The sequence below is a fragment of the Blastococcus sp. URHD0036 genome, from assembly GCF_000701365.1.
Taxonomy (GTDB): Bacteria; Actinomycetota; Actinomycetes; order Mycobacteriales; family Geodermatophilaceae; genus Trujillonella.
This window is the reverse complement of the sequence record NZ_JNIK01000018.1, coordinates 90,898-105,532: the sequence shown is the minus strand read 5'-3', so window position 1 is coordinate 105,532 and position 14,635 is coordinate 90,898. Positions and strand designations below refer to the sequence as shown.

Below are 14,635 nucleotides of genomic sequence, written 5' to 3'. Positions count from 1 at the left end.
GGTGAGCGGGGACCCCCCTCGCCTGAGTGGGAAGAGGCGGTCCGGCGTCCTCTCGCCGGTACCCTCGGGTGAATGTGCGGCATCGTGGGATACGTCGGTCCGCAGGAGGCGCTGGGCGTCGTTCTGGAGGGCCTCCGCCGGCTGGAGTACCGGGGGTACGACTCGGCGGGCGTGGCCGTCCGGGTCGACAGCGGTGAGCTGGCCTCGGCCAAGAAGGCCGGGAAGCTGGCCAACCTGGAGAAGGTGCTGGCCGACGAGCCGCTGCCGCCCTCCACGATCGGCATCGGGCACACCCGGTGGGCCACCCACGGTGGGCCGACCGACCGGAACGCGCACCCGCACCTGTCCGCCGACGGCCGGGTCGCCGTGATCCACAACGGGATCATCGAGAACTTCGCCGGCCTGCGCGCCCAGTGCGAGGCGCGCGGCGTGGAGTTCTCCTCCGACACCGACACCGAGGTGGCCGCGCACCTGCTGGCCGCCGCCTACGACGACCTGCCGGCCGGGCCCGACCGGTTCGCCGAGGCCATGCGGGTCGTCTGCCGCGCGCTCGAGGGTGCGTTCACCCTGGTCGCCACCCACGCGGACGAGCCCGACACGGTGGTCGCCGCGCGCCGCAACAGCCCGCTGGTGGTGGGCGTGGGGGAGACCGCCGACGGCACCCCGGAGTACTTCCTCGGTTCCGACGTCGCCGCCTTCATCGCGCACACCCGCGAGGCGCGCGAGCTGGGCCAGGACCAGGTCGTGGAGATCGACCGCACCCGCGGGCTCACGGTCACCGACTTCTCCGGCGCGCCCGCCGAGCCCAAGGCCTACACGGTCGACTGGGACGCCGCGGCCGCGGAGAAGGGCGGCTACGACTGGTTCATGCTCAAGGAGATCGCCGAGCAGCCGCAGGCGATCGCGGACACGCTGCTCGGCCGCCTGGGCGAGCACGGGGAGCTGGTGCTCGACGAGGTGCGACTCTCCGACCAGGAGTTGCGCGACATCGACAAGATCTTCGTCGTCGCCTGCGGGACGGCGTACCACGCCGGCCTCATCGCCAAGTACGCCATCGAGCACTGGACGCGGATCCCGGTCGAGGTCGAGGTGGCGTCGGAGTTCCGCTACCGCGACCCGGTGCTGGACCGGTCCACCCTGGTCATCGTGATCAGCCAGTCCGGCGAGACGATGGACACCCTCATGGCGCTGCGGCACGCCAAGGAGCAGAAGGCCCGCGTCCTCGCCATCTGCAACGCCAACGGCTCGACGATCCCGCGCGAGTCCGACGCCGTCCTCTACACCCACGCCGGGCCCGAGGTCGCCGTCGCCTCCACGAAGGGCTTCCTCACCCAGATCGTCGCCTGCTACCTGGTCGGCCTCTTCCTCGCCCAGGTCCGCGGGATCAAGTACGAGGACGAGGTCGCGGCGATGGTGGCCGATCTCCAGTCGCTGCCCGGCAAGGTGGCCGAGGTCCTCGAGCAGATGGAGCCGGTCCGGGAGCTGGGCCGTTCCCTGGCCGGCGCGGACACGATCCTGTTCCTGGGCCGGCACGTGGCCTACCCGGTGGCGCTGGAGGGGGCGCTGAAGCTCAAGGAGCTGGCCTACATCCACGCGGAGGGCTTCGCCGCCGGGGAGCTCAAGCACGGTCCGATCGCGCTGATCGATCAGGGAACGCCCGTCGTGGTCGTCGTCCCGTCGCCCCGGGCGCGGGAGTCGGTGCACGGCAAGGTCGTCTCCAACATCCAGGAGGTCCGCGCCCGTGGCGCGCGCACCATCGTGATCGCGGAGGAGGGTGACGACGACGTCGTGCCGTACGCCGACCACATCATCCGGGTGCCCCGCACACCCACCCTGCTCGCGCCGGTCGTGACCACGGTGCCGCTGCAGGTGCTCGCCTGCGAGATCGCCGACACCCGCGGGTACGACGTCGACCAGCCGCGCAACCTCGCGAAGTCGGTCACGGTCGAGTAGTTCCCGCACAGTCCCGGCCGGGGCGACCCGGCCGGTTCTGTGCACCTGACTATTCCCTCGGGGTATACACCGGGGTTACAGTGCCGCCATGAGCGTGCCGCTGACCCTCCTCGGCCTGCTGGAGCGAGAGCCCTCGCACGGCTACGACCTCAAGCGCGACTACGACGCCCTCTTCGGCCGCGGCCGACCGCTGCCGTTCGGGCAGCTCTACTCCACCCTCGGCCGGCTGGCCCGCGACGGGAAGGTGGTGGTCGGGGAGACCGAGGCCGGGGCCGGCCCCGACCGCAAGCGGTACGTGATCACCGACCAGGGGGCCACCGAGTTCGAGGCCTGGCTGCGCGAGCCGGTGGAGGCCGAACCGCACCTGCAGACGGTGCTGTTCGCCAAGGTGACCCTCGCCCTGATGCTGGGCCGGGACGCGGAGGCCTACCTCGACGCCCAGCGCGCCGCCCACCTGCAGCGGATGCGCGAGCTCACCGAGGTCAAGCGCGGCGGCGGCCTGGTCGACGCGCTGCTCGCCGACCACGGGCTCTTCCACCTCGAGGCGGACCTCCGCTGGATCGACCTGACGACGGCCCGGCTCGACGCGCTGCGGACCGAGGTGCGGTCGTGACCGCCGCGGTGGAGGCGCTCGACGTCCGCTTCTCGTTCGGCAGCACCCCGGCCCTGCGGGACGCGACGGTCGCGGTGGAGGCCGGCGAGATCCTCGCGGTGATGGGGCCCAGCGGCTCCGGCAAATCGACGCTGCTGCACTGCCTGGCGGGGATCCTCGTGCCCGACGGCGGGGAGATCCGGGTCGCCGGGCGCCGGACCGACGACCTGCCGGAGGCCGAGCGCAGTGCCCTGCGGCGCGACCGGTTCGGCTTCGTCTTCCAGTTCGGCCAACTGGTGCCCGAGCTGACAGCCGAGGAGAACGTCGCCCTGCCGCTGCTGCTGGCCGGTGTCCGCCGCCGCGAGGCGCTGGTCCGCGCGCGGGGCTGGTTCGAGCGGCTGGACCTCGGCGGTCTGGAGCAGCGCCGGTCCGGCGAGCTCTCGGGCGGTCAGGCGCAGCGGGTGGCACTCGCCCGCGGCATGGTCGCCGAACCGGAGGTGCTCTTCGCCGACGAGCCCACCGGTGCGCTGGACTCGCTGACCGGTGAGCACGTCATGGACATGCTCGTCGGCACCGCCCGCGAGCGGGGCACCACCGTCGTCCTGGTCACGCACGAGGCGCGGGTCGCGGCCTACGCCGACCGCGAGGTCGTCGTCCGGGACGGGCGGGTCGTCTCCCTGACGCCCGCGGCCGGCCGGCCGTGATCCGGTTCGGGCTCCGGCTCACCCTGGCCGGGGGCCGCGAAGCCGTCACCCGGCTGGCGCTCGTCGCCGTGGCCGTGACCCTGGGGGTCGCCCTGCTGCTGACCACGCTCGCCGGCATCAACGCCGTCCACGCCCAGAACGACCGCTATGCCTGGCTCGAGACCGGCGCCGAGGGGGTGCAGCACACCTCCGGCGGCGACCCGCTGTGGTGGCGGCTCACGGCCGACACGTCCGGCGGCGAGCAGATCGGCCGGGTCGACCTCGCGGCCACCGGGCCGGCCTCCGACGTCCCACCCGGCCTGCCGCGGCTCCCGGGGCCCGGTGAGTACTACGCCTCCCCGGCACTCGCGCGGCTGCTGGCCGAGGAGCCCGCCGACCAGCTGGCCGACCGCTACCCGGGCCGGCTGGCCGGCACCATCGCCCCGGCCGGGCTGCCCTCCCCGGACACGCTGGTCGTCGTCGTCGGCCACTCGGCCGCCGAGCTGTCCGGTCAGCCGGGCGCCGAGGAGGTGCCCGGGATCAGCACCACGACGCCGGCCGCCTGCAACGGCCCGTGCTTCGCCATCGGCATCGACGCCAACGGCATCGCGCTGGTGCTGTCGGTGGTCACGGCGGCCCTGCTGTTCCCCGTGCTGATCTTCATCGGGACGGCGACGCGGCTGTCGGCGGCGCGGCGCGAGCAACGCTTCGCCGCCCTCCGGCTCGTGGGGGCGACGCCGCGGCAGGTGGCCGTGGTCGCGACGGTGGAGTCGACCGTCGCCGCGGTGATCGGCGTCGTCGCCGGCTTCGCGCTCTTCGCGGTGCTGCGCCCGGTGCTCGCCCCCATCCCGTTCACCGGCACCCCCTTCTTCGTCGACGACCTCTCGCTGACCGCGGCCGACGTGCTGCTGGTCGCGCTCGGCGTCCCGGTGGCCGGCGCCGTGGTGGCCCGCCTCGCGCTGCGCCGGGTCGTCGTCTCGCCGCTGGGGGTCACCCGGCGGACGGCGCCGAGGCCGCCCAGCGCCTGGCGGCTGCTGCCGCTGCTGGCCGCGCTCGCCGAGCTGACCTGGTTCGTGGTCGCCGGCCGGCCGGCGACCACGACGGGGCAGATCTACGCGTACACCGCCGGCATCCTGGTCACCATGGCCGGCCTGGTCGCGGCCGGCCCGTGGCTCACCCATCTCGGCTCCCGGTCGATGACCCGGTGGGCCCGCCGGCCCGCCACGCTCCTCGCGGGACGACGGCTCGCCGACGACCCGCGGGCGGGGTTCCGGGCGATCAGCGGCCTGGTCCTCGCGCTGTTCGTGGGCAGCGTCTCCGTCGGTCTCATCACCTCGATCGACGCCTACGAGGCCGCTCCGAGCGACACCCCCGCCGGTCGGCAGACGCTGCTCGCCGACGTCTCGGACTGGACGACGATCCCGCCGTCGAGCCCGGTCGACGCCCTGCCGGCCTCGCTCGCCGCGGACCTGCAGGCGATCCCCGGGGTGCGCGCCGTGGTGCCGGTGCACCTCGCCCCGGCCGACGACGGGCTGCCCACCGGTGTGCTGGCGTGCGCCGAGCTCGCCGCCGTGCCCGTCCTCGGCCGGTGTCCGGCCGGGTCCGCCGCCGCGCGGATCGAGCCGGGACTGGCGGGATCGCACTTCGTGCCCGACGCGTGGCCGGCGACCGACCTGACCACCGCCCGGATCGACGCCCTGCCGGTGCACACGGTCGCCGTCGTCACCGACGGGACGGCGACGGCGATCGAGCGCGCCCGCACCGTGCTCGAGACCGGCCTGCCGGCCGGGGTCTCCGCCTTCGCGCCGCAGACGATCGCCGAGGCGAACGCCGAGCGCGGCCGGCTGAACGACCAGTACCGGCAGCTGGCCGACGTCGTGGTCCTGACCAGCCTGCCGATCGCCGGCTGCACCCTCGCGGTCAGCGTCCTCGCCGGGCTCAACGACCGCCGGCGGCCCTTCGCCCTGCTCCGCCTGACCGGCGCCCGCCTGGCGACCCTCCGCCGGGTCGTGGTGCTGGAGAGCGCGGTCCCGCTGCTCCTGGGTGCCGCGGTCGCCATCGGGATCGGCTTCCTCGTCTCCGCGCTGTTCCTGCACTCCCAGCTGGGCTACGACCTGTCCCCGCCGGGTGGTGCCTTCTACGGCGTGGTCGCGGTGGGACTGGCCGCCGCGCTGGCCGTGCTGGCCTCGACGCTCCCGGTCCTGCGCCGGATCACCGCTCCGGAGGCGGCCCGGTTCGAATGAAGGACCTCGCTGCCCCCCACGCCTCGCACGCTCGGCGTGGGCCCCTGCAGCGAGGCCGACCCCCGGGTTCCGGCGGGTCGGTTGCGCGTGGCAACCTCCGAGGGGTGACGACGATCGAGGCGCCGGAAGCGGTCTCCTACGACTGCGGGGACGTCGTCCTGCGCGGGGACCGCTGGTCCGGTGGGGGCCGCGGCGAGGTGCTGTTCCTGCACGGCGGTGGGCAGACCCGGCACTCCTGGGGTGGCGCCGCCCGCGCGCTCGCCGCCCGCGGCTGGAGCACCACGACGCTGGACCTGCGCGGCCACGGGGACAGCGACTGGTCACCCGACGGCACCTACGGGATGGAGCGCTACGCCGGCGACATCGCCCAGGTGGTCCAGCAGCTCGGCCGGGACGTGGTCCTGGTGGGCGCCTCGCTGGGCGGTCTCACCTCGCTGACCGTCGTCGGCCGGGACCCGCGCGCCGCCCGGGCCCTGGTGCTGGTCGACATCGTGCCGCGCACCGCGCCCGGGGGCGTGAAGCGGATCGGGGAGTTCATGCGGGCCCACCTCGACGGCTTCGACGACCTGGACCAGGTCGCCGACGCGGTCGCGGCCTACACGAAGCGGCCGCGGCGGAAGAACCCCGAGGGGCTGAAGAAGAACGTCCGCCTGCGCGAGGACGGCCGCTGGTACTGGCACTGGGACCCCGCGATGATGTCGATCGTCCCCGACGACGAGCCGCGCCCCGGCGTGCAGCCCGAGCCGCTGATGGACCTCGCGCGCACGGTGACCCTGCCGGTCCTCGTCGTCCGCGGTGGCCGCTCCGACGTCGTCGACGACCAGGGCATCGAGGAGTTCCTGGCCGCCGTCCCCACCGCCCGCGTGGTCGACGTCGCCGAGGCCGGGCACATGGTGGCCGGCGACGACAACGACGACTTCACCAGCGCTGTCGACGCCTTCCTCGAGGAGCTGGGCGACCCCGCCTGAGCCGCGCCGCCGGCCCGCTCACGGCAGACTGGGCGACGTGATCATCGGGATCGGCATCGACGTCGTCCCCGTCGACCGCTTCGCCGCCTCGCTCGCGCGCACCTCCGGACTGCGCGATCGGCTGTTCACCGCCGCGGAGCAGCGCACCCCGTCGGGCGCTCCACGCACCGGTGAGTCACTGGCGGCGCGGTTCGCGGCCAAGGAGGCGCTGGCGAAGGCGCTCGGCGCCCCCGGGGACCTGCACTGGCACGACGCCGAGGTGACCGTCGGCGAACACGGGCGGCCCCAGCTGAGCGTCCGGGGCTCGGTGGCCCGGCGGGCCCACCAGCTCGGCATCACGTCGTGGCACCTGTCGCTGAGCCACGACGGGGGGATCGCCTCGGCGTTCGTGCTGGCCGAGGGCATCCCGCGCACCGAGGACACCCCGTGATCGGGCTGTACACGGCCGAGGAGATCCGGGCCGCGGAGGCGCCGCTCCTGGCCGCCGGCCCGGAGGGCGCTCTCATGCAGCGCGCCGCGACCGGGCTGGCCACCGTCTGCCTGCGGCTGCTGGGCCGGGCGCACGGGGCCCGGGTCACCGCGCTCGTCGGCGCCGGCAACAACGGCGGGGACGCGCTGTTCGCCGGTGCCTCCCTGGCCGGCCGCGGGGTGCGGGTGACCGCCGTGCTGCTCGACCCCGACCGGGCGCACCGGGCCGGGCTCGCGGCGCTGCGGCGGGCAGGGGGCCGGGTGGTCGGGCCGGACGGTGCCACCGGCCTGGACCGCGCCGACCTGGTGCTCGACGGCATCGTCGGCCTCGGCGCCCGGGGCGGACTCCGGCCCGCGGCGGCCGCGCTCGTCGGGCAGGCGGCCGCCGGGCCGGGGCTGATGGTCGCCGTCGACCTGCCCAGCGGCGTGGACCCCGACACCGGAGCGGTCGAGGGGGTGGCCTTCCCCGCCCAGCACACCGTGACCTTCGGTGCGGGGAAGCCCGGCCTGGTCGTGGGGGAGGGGCGCGGGTACGCCGGGGAGGTCCACCTCGTCGAGATCGGGCTGCCGCTACCGGCGCCCCGAACCGTCCGGCTGACCGACGACGACGTGGCCGCCCGGCTCGACCCGCCGACCGACGACGACGACAAGTACACCCGCGGCGTGGTCGGGATCGTGGCCGGCTCCGCCACCTACCCCGGCGCCGCCGTCCTCTGCACCGGCGCCGCGCTGCGCACCCGACCGGGGCTCGTCCGCTACGCCGGGACGGCGGCCGAGGGGGTGCGGGCCGCGTGGCCTGAGGCGATCGTCACGGCGGGCCGCCCGTCCGACGCCGGCCGGGTGCAGGCCTGGGTCGTGGGCCCGGGCCTGGGCACCGACGACGCCGCGGCCGACGTCGTCGCGGAGGTGCTCGCCACCGACCTCCCGGTGCTCGTCGACGCCGACGCGCTGACCGTCGTCGCCCGTCGTCCCGAGCTGGTCCGCGACCGGCCGGCACCCACGGTGCTGACCCCGCACGACCGCGAGTACGCGCGCTTCGGAGGTGAGGTGGGGTCCGACCGGATCGGCGCGGCCCGCCGGCTCGCTGCCGACCTGGGCGCGGTCGTCCTGCTGAAGGGGGCCGCCACCGTCGTCGCCGGCGCGGACGGGCGGGCCTTCGTCAACGGCACCGGCACCCCGTGGCTGGCCACCGCCGGCACCGGCGACGTCCTCTCCGGGATCGCCGGCGCGCTGCTGGCCACCGGCCTGCCGCCGGCCGAGGCGGCCGCGGTCGCCGCCCACGTGCACGGCCGCGCCGGGCAGCTGGCCGCCGAGGCGGGGCCCCTGATCGCCGGTGACCTGGTGCGGCGACTCCCCGCGACTCTGGCCCGCCTGCGACGGGGCGGAGGCGCCGGCCTGGGAGACTGAGCGGATGAGCAGTGCACCGGCCCGGGCTGAACTGGTCGTCGACCTCGACGCCATCGCCGCCAACACCGCGGCCCTCCGCGAGCGCGTGGGCCGGCCGCTGATGGCGGTCGTCAAGGCCGACGGCTACGGCCACGGGCTGGTCCCCTCCGCGCGCGCGGCGCTGGCCGGCGGCGCGGACGCGCTCGGCGTCGCGGTGGTCGAGGAGGCGCTCGCCCTGCGCGCCGCCGGGGTGACCGCACCGCTGCTGGCCTGGCTCAACGCCCCCGGCGAGGACTTCGCGGCCGCGCTGACCGCCGACGTCGAGGTGTCGGTCAACGCCACCTGGGGGGTCGAGGAGGTCGTCGCCGCCGCCCGTGCCACCGGCCGCACGGCGCGGCTGCACCTCAAGGTCGACACCGGGCTCTCCCGCGGTGGGGCGACCCCCGACGAGTGGCCCGCGGTCGTCGCCGCGGCTGCGAAGGCCGCGGCCGACGGCGACGTCGAGGTGGTCGGGCTGTGGAGCCACCTGGCCTACGCCGACGCGCCGACCCACCCCACGATCGGCCGGCAGAAGGCGGTGTTCGAGGAGGCCGTCACCGTCGCCCGGGACGCCGGACTGCGCGACGCCCGCCGGCACCTGGCCAACTCCGCGGCCACCGTCGCCCTCCCCGAGACCTGGTACGACCTGGTCCGCCCCGGCATCGCGATCTACGGCCTGGACCCGCTCGGCGGGGACCCGGCCGCGTACGGGCTGCGTCCGGCCATGACCGCCGAGGCCCGCGTGATGCTGACCAAGCGGGTGCCCGCCGGTGTCGGCGTCTCCTACGGCCACACCTACTCGCCGTCCACGGAGACGACGCTGGCGATCGTGCCGGTCGGCTACGCCGACGGCATCCCGCGTGCGGCGAGCAACCGCGCGCCGGTGCTGGCCGGCGGCGCGCAGCGGCCGATCGCCGGACGCGTGTGCATGGACCAGTTCGTGCTCGACGTCGGCGACGCGGACGTCCACGCCGGTGACCGCGTCGTGCTGTGGGGCCCGGGGACCGACGGCGAGCCCACCGCCCAGCAGTGGGCCGACGCCGCCGACACCATCCACTACGAGCTGGTCGCCCGCATCGGCGGCCGCTTCGCCCGCCGCTACACCGGGACGGCGGGGACGGTCTGATGGCGGCACGGAAGACGACGGCGAAGCCCGCCGCGAAGACCGCTCACGGTCCGCACTCCACCGTCGGGGTCGTCGGCGCGGTCGCCGGCCTGGCCGCGGCCGGCACCGCGGTCGGGGTCGCGGTCCACCGGCACGCCGCCCGCCGGGTCGACGCCGAGCGCGTCGGCTCCGCGGCCGGCCTGCCCGCGGAGGCCTCCGACGCCGAGCTGCGCGAGGAGGACCCGCTCGGGCCGTCGTCCCGCCGCGCCGACCGCACCGCCCTCGTGCAGGCCGACGACGGCGTGCTGCTGGCCGTCGAGGAGGTCGGCCCGCTCGACGCGCCGCTGACCGTCGTCTTCGTGCACGGCTACACGCTGTCGATGAACTCCTGGACCTACCAGCGCCGCTCGCTGGGGGCCGAGCTGGCCACCGCCAACGGCTCCCGCCCCCGGGCCCGGCTGGTGTTCTACGACCAGCGCGGCCACGGCGGCTCGGGCCGCGGCCCGGCAGAGCACTCCACGATGGAGCAGCTGGGCCACGACCTCGCCGCGGTGATCGAGGCCCGGGCGCCGCGCGGGCCGGTGGTCCTGGCCGGGCACTCGATGGGCGGCATGACCGTGATGGCGCTGGCCGAGCAGCACCCCGAGCTGTTCGGCACCCGCGTCGTCGGCGCCGCGCTGCTGTCGACCTCCAGCGGGAACCTCGCCGAGCTCTCCTTCGGCCTGCCCGAGTTCCTGACGCGGATCCGGGCCGCCGTCATCCCGGTCGCGGCGTGGACGATGCGCCGCCGTCCGGGCGTCGCCGAGCGGACCCGGAAGATCGCCGCGTCGGTCATCTCCGCCGCCACCTGGTCGCTGTCGTTCGCCTCGCGCGACGTCGACCCGGCGCTCGGCCGCTACGTCGACTCGATGATCGCCGGCACCCCGGTCGACGTGATCGCGGAGTTCTACCCGGCACTGGCCGGCCTGGACGAGACCGGGGCGCTGGAGCCACTGCGCGCCGTCCCGACGCTGGTGCTGACCGGCGACAGCGACACCCTGATCCCGCCGGAGCACAGCGCCAAGCTCGTCGAGCTGCTCGGCGGGCCGGACGCCGAGCTGGTGGAGCACCTGGTCGTGCCCGGTGCCGGGCACATGGTGCCGCTGGAGAAGCCCGCCGAGGTCACCGCCGCGCTGTCGGCCCTCGTCCGCCGGGTCGGCGCGGAGCGCACGGCCGCCACCGCCTGAGCTCAGGTGCCGCCTCCGGCACCTCCGTCGAAGAGCATCGCCGCACCTTGGGCCTGGACGCCGTTGTGCGCCGGGTCGCCGTAGAGGACGTCCCGCCGGTGGTCGCGGATCGATCCGACGTCCGGGCCGGGGGTCGGGGCGGGAGCGGCCGGGCGCTCGGTGAGGGGACGGAGTGCCGGGTCGGGCACGTCGTCCCAGCCGTCCAGGGCGACCCGCATCGGCAGCGTCCGGCGGGGATCGCCGGCCAGCTGCCGCAGGACATCGCGGCCGGCGCGCGTCGGCGCCGGGGGAGCACCCGGCCGGCGGGGCCAGAGGGGCCGGCGCGGGAGCAGACCGGCATCGGTGAGCCGGCGTCCCAGCGCGAGCAGCCGGTCGTCGTCGCGCACCCGCCACCCGACGGTCTCCACCGAGCGGTGGCCGCGGGTGCCGACGGCGTCGAGGACGGCCGCCTCCACTGGGTGTGACCGCACGGGATCCACCGTCGACAGGAGACCTCCGTTGGCCCGCACCCGCCCGGCCGTCACCAGCGTGGTGAGGGCGGCCTGCACCACCCGGGCCGGGCCGCCGGCGAGGAAGGCGACGTCGTAGACGTCCAGGTCCCGTGATGCGGTCACGGCGTCTCCTCCGGGTGGCGCGGTGCTGGGGGCACGGTCCCACCGGACCGGCCGGCCGGGAAGGGCCGGAGGCCCGTCGTAGGGTCGGCGCGTGGCTGCCCCCCGTCCGCCCCGGTCCGACGCCGCGGCCGAGGAGGTGGCCCGCACCGCCGCCGCAGCACCCGACTGGGAGTCGCTCGCGACGTCCGCCCGCGGGTGCGTCGCCTGCCCCGAGCTCGCGGCCACCCGGCAGCACGTCGTCGTCGGGGACGTGCCGGTCGGTGGCCGGCCGCGGGTCCTCGTCGTCGGGGAGGCGCCCGGGGCGACCGAGGACGAGACCGGCCGGCCGTTCGTCGGGAAGAGCGGTGCCCTGCTCGACCAGCTGCTGGCCGAGGCCGGTCTCGACCGCGCCGAGGTCGCCGTCGTCAACATCGTGAAGTGCCGGCCGCCGGGCAACCGCACCCCGAAGGCGCCCGAGGTCGCCCGCTGCAGCGGGTGGCTGCGCCGCCAGGTCGAGCTGCTGGACCCGCCGGTGGTCGTCGCGCTCGGGCTCTCGTCGGCGAAGTGGTTCCTCGGCCCCCGCACGGTGCTGGCCCGCGCGCGCGAGGGAGGACCGGTCGCCTGGGAGGGCAGGAGCCTGTTCGTGACCTACCACCCGTCGGCGGCGATCCGGTTCGGCCCGAACGGTGCCCCGCGGGCCGCGCTCGCCGCCGACCTGCGGCTCGTGGCGCAGGCGGCGGCGTCGTGAGGCGCGAGCACGTGCTGCCGACGCCGGCGGACACCCGCGCCCTCGGCGTCGCCCTGGCCGGCCTCGCCCGCCCCGGCGACCTGGTCGTGCTGGTCGGGCCGCTGGGTGCCGGCAAGACCGCGCTCACGCAGGGGATCGGCGCCGGGCTGGGGGTGCGGGAGCCGGTCACCTCGCCGACGTTCGTCATCGCCCGCGTGCACCGGGACGGCCGGCTCCCGCTGGTGCACGTGGACGCCTACCGGCTGGGCGGCGTCGCCGACGTGGACGACCTCGACCTGGATGTCACGGTCGCCTCGTCCGTCACCGTCGTCGAGTGGGGGCAGGGGCTGGTCGAGCAGCTCGCCGACGAGCACCTCGAGGTGCGTCTCGACCGCCGGGACGACGACGTGCGCACCGCCGTCCTCGTGCCGCACGGCCCCGGCTGGGAGCAGCGGCTCGGCGACCAGCCCTGACGGGACGCGTCAGTAGGCTGGTTCCTCGTGCTGGTCCTGGCCCTCGACACCGCGACCCCGACCCTGCTGGCCGGGGTCGCCCGCCGCTCCACCGACGGCGCGGTCGAGGTGCTCGCCGAGCGCGCCGTCCCCTCGGGCACCCGGCACGCCGAGCTGCTGACGCCGGCCGTCCGCGACGTCCTCGCCGATGCCGGGGTGGCGCTCGCCGACCTGGGCGCGGTCGTGACCGGTCTGGGGCCCGGGCCGTTCACCGGACTGCGGGTCGGCATCGTCACCGCGGCCGCGATCGCCGACGCCCGCGGGCTGCCGGTGATCGGTGTCTGCTCCCTCGACGCCATCGGCTCGGGTGCCCGGACGGTGGTCACCGACGCCCGCCGCAAGGAGGTCTACTGGGCGACGTACGACGCCGACGGCAGCCGGATCTCCGGGCCGTCGGTGGACAAGCCGGCCGACGTGACGCTGCCCGAACCGGTCGTCGGGGACCCGCCCTTCGCCGCCGAGCGGCTCGGCCGGACGGTGACCGAGGCCCAGGTGACGACGGCGGGGCTGCTCCGCGCCGCCGCGGACCAGCTCGACGACCCGGCTCTGTTCGACGGCCCGACCCCGCCCGCCCCGCTGGTGCCGCTGTACCTGCGCCGTCCCGACGCCACCCCGCCGACGTCGTTCAAGCCGGTGACGACCGCATGAGCGACGTCCGCCTGCGGCCGATGCGGCTGGCCGACCTGCCCCGGGTGATGCAGCTCGAGGAGGAGCTCTTCGCGCCCGACACGTGGACGGTGTCGATGTACCGCGACGAGCTCTCCCGCACCGACACCCGGCACTACCTGGTGGCGGTGGCGGACGACGAGGTGGTCGGCTACGCCGGGCTGATCGCGTACGCCGACGAGGCGCACGTGGCGACCATCGGCGTCGCCGGGAAGCGGCAGGGGGAGGGGATCGGCGCGCTGCTGCTCGACGCCCTGCTCGCCGAGGCCGACCGGCGCAGCCCCGTCGTCCTGCTCGAGGTGCGGGCCGACAACGAGGTGGCGCAGGGGCTCTACCGGCGCCGCGGTTTCACCGAGATCGGCCGGCGGCGCGGCTACTACCAGCCGAGCAACACCGACGCCGTGGTGATGAGACGGGAGAAGCTGTGACCGAGCCGCTGGTCCTCGGGTTCGAGACCTCGTGCGACGAGACCGGCGTCGGGCTGGTCCGCGGCCGCACGCTGCTGTCGGACGCGCTGGCCACGTCGATGGCCGAGCACGAGCGGTTCGGCGGCGTCGTCCCGGAGATCGCCTCGCGCGCGCACCTGGAGGCGATGGTCCCGACGGTGCACCGCGCGCTGTCCGAGGCCGGCGTGCAGGCCGCCGACGTGGACGCCGTCGCCGTCACGGCCGGTCCCGGGCTCACCGGCGCGCTGCTCGTGGGGCTGGCCGCGGCCAAGGCCTACGCGCTGGCCCTCGACGTCCCGCTGTACGGGGTCAACCACCTCGCCGCGCACGTCGCCGTCGACGAGCTGCAGCACGGCGCGCTCGAGGAGCCGTCGCTGGCGCTGCTGGTCTCCGGCGGGCACAGCTCGCTGCTGCTCGTGCCCGACCTCTCCCGCGAGGTCATCTCGCTCGGCCGCACCGTGGACGACGCGGCGGGCGAGGCGTTCGACAAGGTGGCCCGCGTGCTGGGCATGCCCTTCCCCGGCGGCCCGCCGATCGACCGGGCGGCGCGCGAGGGCGACGGCTCGGCCATCGCCTTCCCGCGCGGCCTCACCGGGCCCCGCGACGCCCCCTACGACTTCTCGTTCTCCGGCCTGAAGACCGCCGTCGCCCGCTGGGTCGAGGCGCGGCAGAAGGCCGGCGAGCCGGTGCCGGTCGCCGACGTCGCCGCCTCGTTCCAGGAGGCGGTCGCCGACGTGCTCACCGCCAAGGCCGTGCGGGCCTGCCGCGACCACGGCGTGGACCACCTCGTGCTCGGCGGGGGAGTGGCGGCCAACTCGCGGCTGCGGGCGCTGGCCGAGGAGCGCTGCGCGGCGGCGGGCATCGTGCTGCGGGTGCCCAGTCCCCGGCTGTGCACCGACAACGGGGCGATGGTGGCCGCGCTGGGCTCCCGGCTCGTGGCGGCCGGCGTCGCGCCCTCGGCCCCCGACCTCGGCGCGGACAGCTCGCTCCCGATCGACGTCGTCGGAGTGTGAGAGCGCAGGAAACCT

The 14,635-nt window shown here is 76.0% G+C and carries 15 protein-coding genes; 14 read left to right on the top strand and 1 reads right to left on the bottom strand.

The genetic code is table 11. The annotated features are described in order from the left end of the window. Positions 1-72 precede the first annotated feature (72 nt). The 9 genes from glmS (at position 73) to N555_RS0120745 (ending at position 10,663) form a co-directional block, all read left to right on the top strand. Positions 73-1,953 carry a glutamine--fructose-6-phosphate transaminase (isomerizing) gene (gene glmS, locus N555_RS0120785; protein WP_029433423.1) on the top strand — a complete coding sequence of 627 codons (1,881 nt, stop codon included), beginning with the start codon at positions 73-75 and terminating at the stop codon, positions 1,951-1,953. Between the two features lie 88 nt (positions 1,954-2,041). Continuing rightward, a complete protein-coding gene (locus N555_RS0120780; protein ID WP_029433422.1) occupies positions 2,042-2,566 on the top strand; it encodes a PadR family transcriptional regulator in 525 nt (174 codons plus the stop codon). Further along, entirely contained in the window at positions 2,563-3,249 is a 687-nt protein-coding gene (locus N555_RS0120775) for an ABC transporter ATP-binding protein (RefSeq protein WP_029433421.1), read from the top strand. Before N555_RS0120780 ends, N555_RS0120775 begins: the two co-directional genes overlap by 4 nt. Beyond that, positions 3,246-5,471, top strand: a complete 2,226-nt coding sequence (locus N555_RS0120770; RefSeq protein ID WP_029433420.1) for an FtsX-like permease family protein — start codon at positions 3,246-3,248, stop codon at positions 5,469-5,471. Before N555_RS0120775 ends, N555_RS0120770 begins: the two co-directional genes overlap by 4 nt. A gap of 104 nt (positions 5,472-5,575) precedes the next feature. Continuing rightward, positions 5,576-6,439, top strand: a complete 864-nt coding sequence (locus N555_RS0120765) for an alpha/beta fold hydrolase (RefSeq protein WP_029433419.1) — start codon at positions 5,576-5,578, stop codon at positions 6,437-6,439. 37 nt (positions 6,440-6,476) lie between these two features. Next, the gene (locus N555_RS0120760) at positions 6,477-6,869 is read left to right on the top strand and encodes a holo-ACP synthase (protein ID WP_029433418.1); all 393 of its coding nucleotides are present in this window, start codon (positions 6,477-6,479) and stop codon (positions 6,867-6,869) included. Beyond that, the gene (locus N555_RS0120755; protein ID WP_029433417.1) at positions 6,866-8,314 is read left to right on the top strand and encodes a bifunctional ADP-dependent NAD(P)H-hydrate dehydratase/NAD(P)H-hydrate epimerase; all 1,449 of its coding nucleotides are present in this window, start codon (positions 6,866-6,868) and stop codon (positions 8,312-8,314) included. The genes N555_RS0120760 and N555_RS0120755 overlap by 4 nt, the downstream gene beginning before the upstream one ends. Positions 8,315-8,318: 4 nt before the next feature. Then, positions 8,319-9,458, top strand: coding sequence for an alanine racemase (gene alr, locus N555_RS0120750; RefSeq protein WP_029433416.1), 1,140 nt, complete (start codon positions 8,319-8,321; stop codon positions 9,456-9,458). Further along, positions 9,458-10,663 (top strand): alpha/beta fold hydrolase, encoded by a 1,206-nt coding sequence (locus N555_RS0120745; protein ID WP_051684314.1) that lies wholly within the window; start codon positions 9,458-9,460, stop codon positions 10,661-10,663. Before alr ends, N555_RS0120745 begins: the two co-directional genes overlap by 1 nt. 2 nt (positions 10,664-10,665) lie before the next feature. Here the strand turns inward: N555_RS0120745 and N555_RS27085 are convergent, their stop codons facing one another. Next, positions 10,666-11,424, bottom strand: a complete 759-nt coding sequence (locus N555_RS27085) for a TIGR04222 domain-containing membrane protein (RefSeq protein ID WP_081866389.1) — start codon at positions 11,422-11,424, stop codon at positions 10,666-10,668. Here N555_RS27085 and N555_RS0120735 point away from each other — a divergent pair. From N555_RS0120735 to tsaD, 5 genes are read left to right on the top strand one after another with little or no spacing between them, the layout of a single operon-like run. Beyond that, entirely contained in the window at positions 11,369-12,004 is a 636-nt protein-coding gene (locus N555_RS0120735; RefSeq protein WP_034511761.1) for a uracil-DNA glycosylase, read from the top strand. The two genes, N555_RS27085 and N555_RS0120735, sit on opposite strands and share 56 nt — an antisense overlap. After that, positions 12,001-12,456, top strand: coding sequence for a tRNA (adenosine(37)-N6)-threonylcarbamoyltransferase complex ATPase subunit type 1 TsaE (tsaE, locus tag N555_RS0120730; protein ID WP_029433412.1), 456 nt, complete (start codon positions 12,001-12,003; stop codon positions 12,454-12,456). The genes N555_RS0120735 and tsaE overlap by 4 nt, the downstream gene beginning before the upstream one ends. A gap of 27 nt (positions 12,457-12,483) precedes the next feature. Further along, positions 12,484-13,143 (top strand): tRNA (adenosine(37)-N6)-threonylcarbamoyltransferase complex dimerization subunit type 1 TsaB, encoded by a 660-nt coding sequence (gene tsaB, locus N555_RS0120725; RefSeq protein ID WP_029433411.1) that lies wholly within the window; start codon positions 12,484-12,486, stop codon positions 13,141-13,143. Next, positions 13,140-13,589 carry a ribosomal protein S18-alanine N-acetyltransferase gene (gene rimI / locus N555_RS0120720; RefSeq protein WP_029433410.1) on the top strand — a complete coding sequence of 150 codons (450 nt, stop codon included), beginning with the start codon at positions 13,140-13,142 and terminating at the stop codon, positions 13,587-13,589. The genes tsaB and rimI overlap by 4 nt, the downstream gene beginning before the upstream one ends. Further along, entirely contained in the window at positions 13,586-14,620 is a 1,035-nt protein-coding gene (gene tsaD / locus N555_RS0120715) for a tRNA (adenosine(37)-N6)-threonylcarbamoyltransferase complex transferase subunit TsaD (protein ID WP_029433409.1), read from the top strand. Before rimI ends, tsaD begins: the two co-directional genes overlap by 4 nt. Positions 14,621-14,635 lie beyond the last annotated feature (15 nt).

Excerpts from the sequence above, each read along its gene's own strand:
- glmS (WP_029433423.1), top strand. The coding sequence starts at position 73 with ATGTGCGGCATCGTGGGATACGTCGGTCCGCAGGAGGCGCTGGGCGTC.
- N555_RS0120780 (WP_029433422.1), top strand. The coding sequence starts at position 2,042 with ATGAGCGTGCCGCTGACCCTCCTCGGCCTGCTGGAGCGAGAGCCCTCG.
- alr (WP_029433416.1), top strand. The coding sequence starts at position 8,319 with ATGAGCAGTGCACCGGCCCGGGCTGAACTGGTCGTCGACCTCGACGCC.
- N555_RS0120745 (WP_051684314.1), top strand. The coding sequence starts at position 9,458 with ATGGCGGCACGGAAGACGACGGCGAAGCCCGCCGCGAAGACCGCTCAC.
- rimI (WP_029433410.1), top strand. The coding sequence starts at position 13,140 with ATGAGCGACGTCCGCCTGCGGCCGATGCGGCTGGCCGACCTGCCCCGG.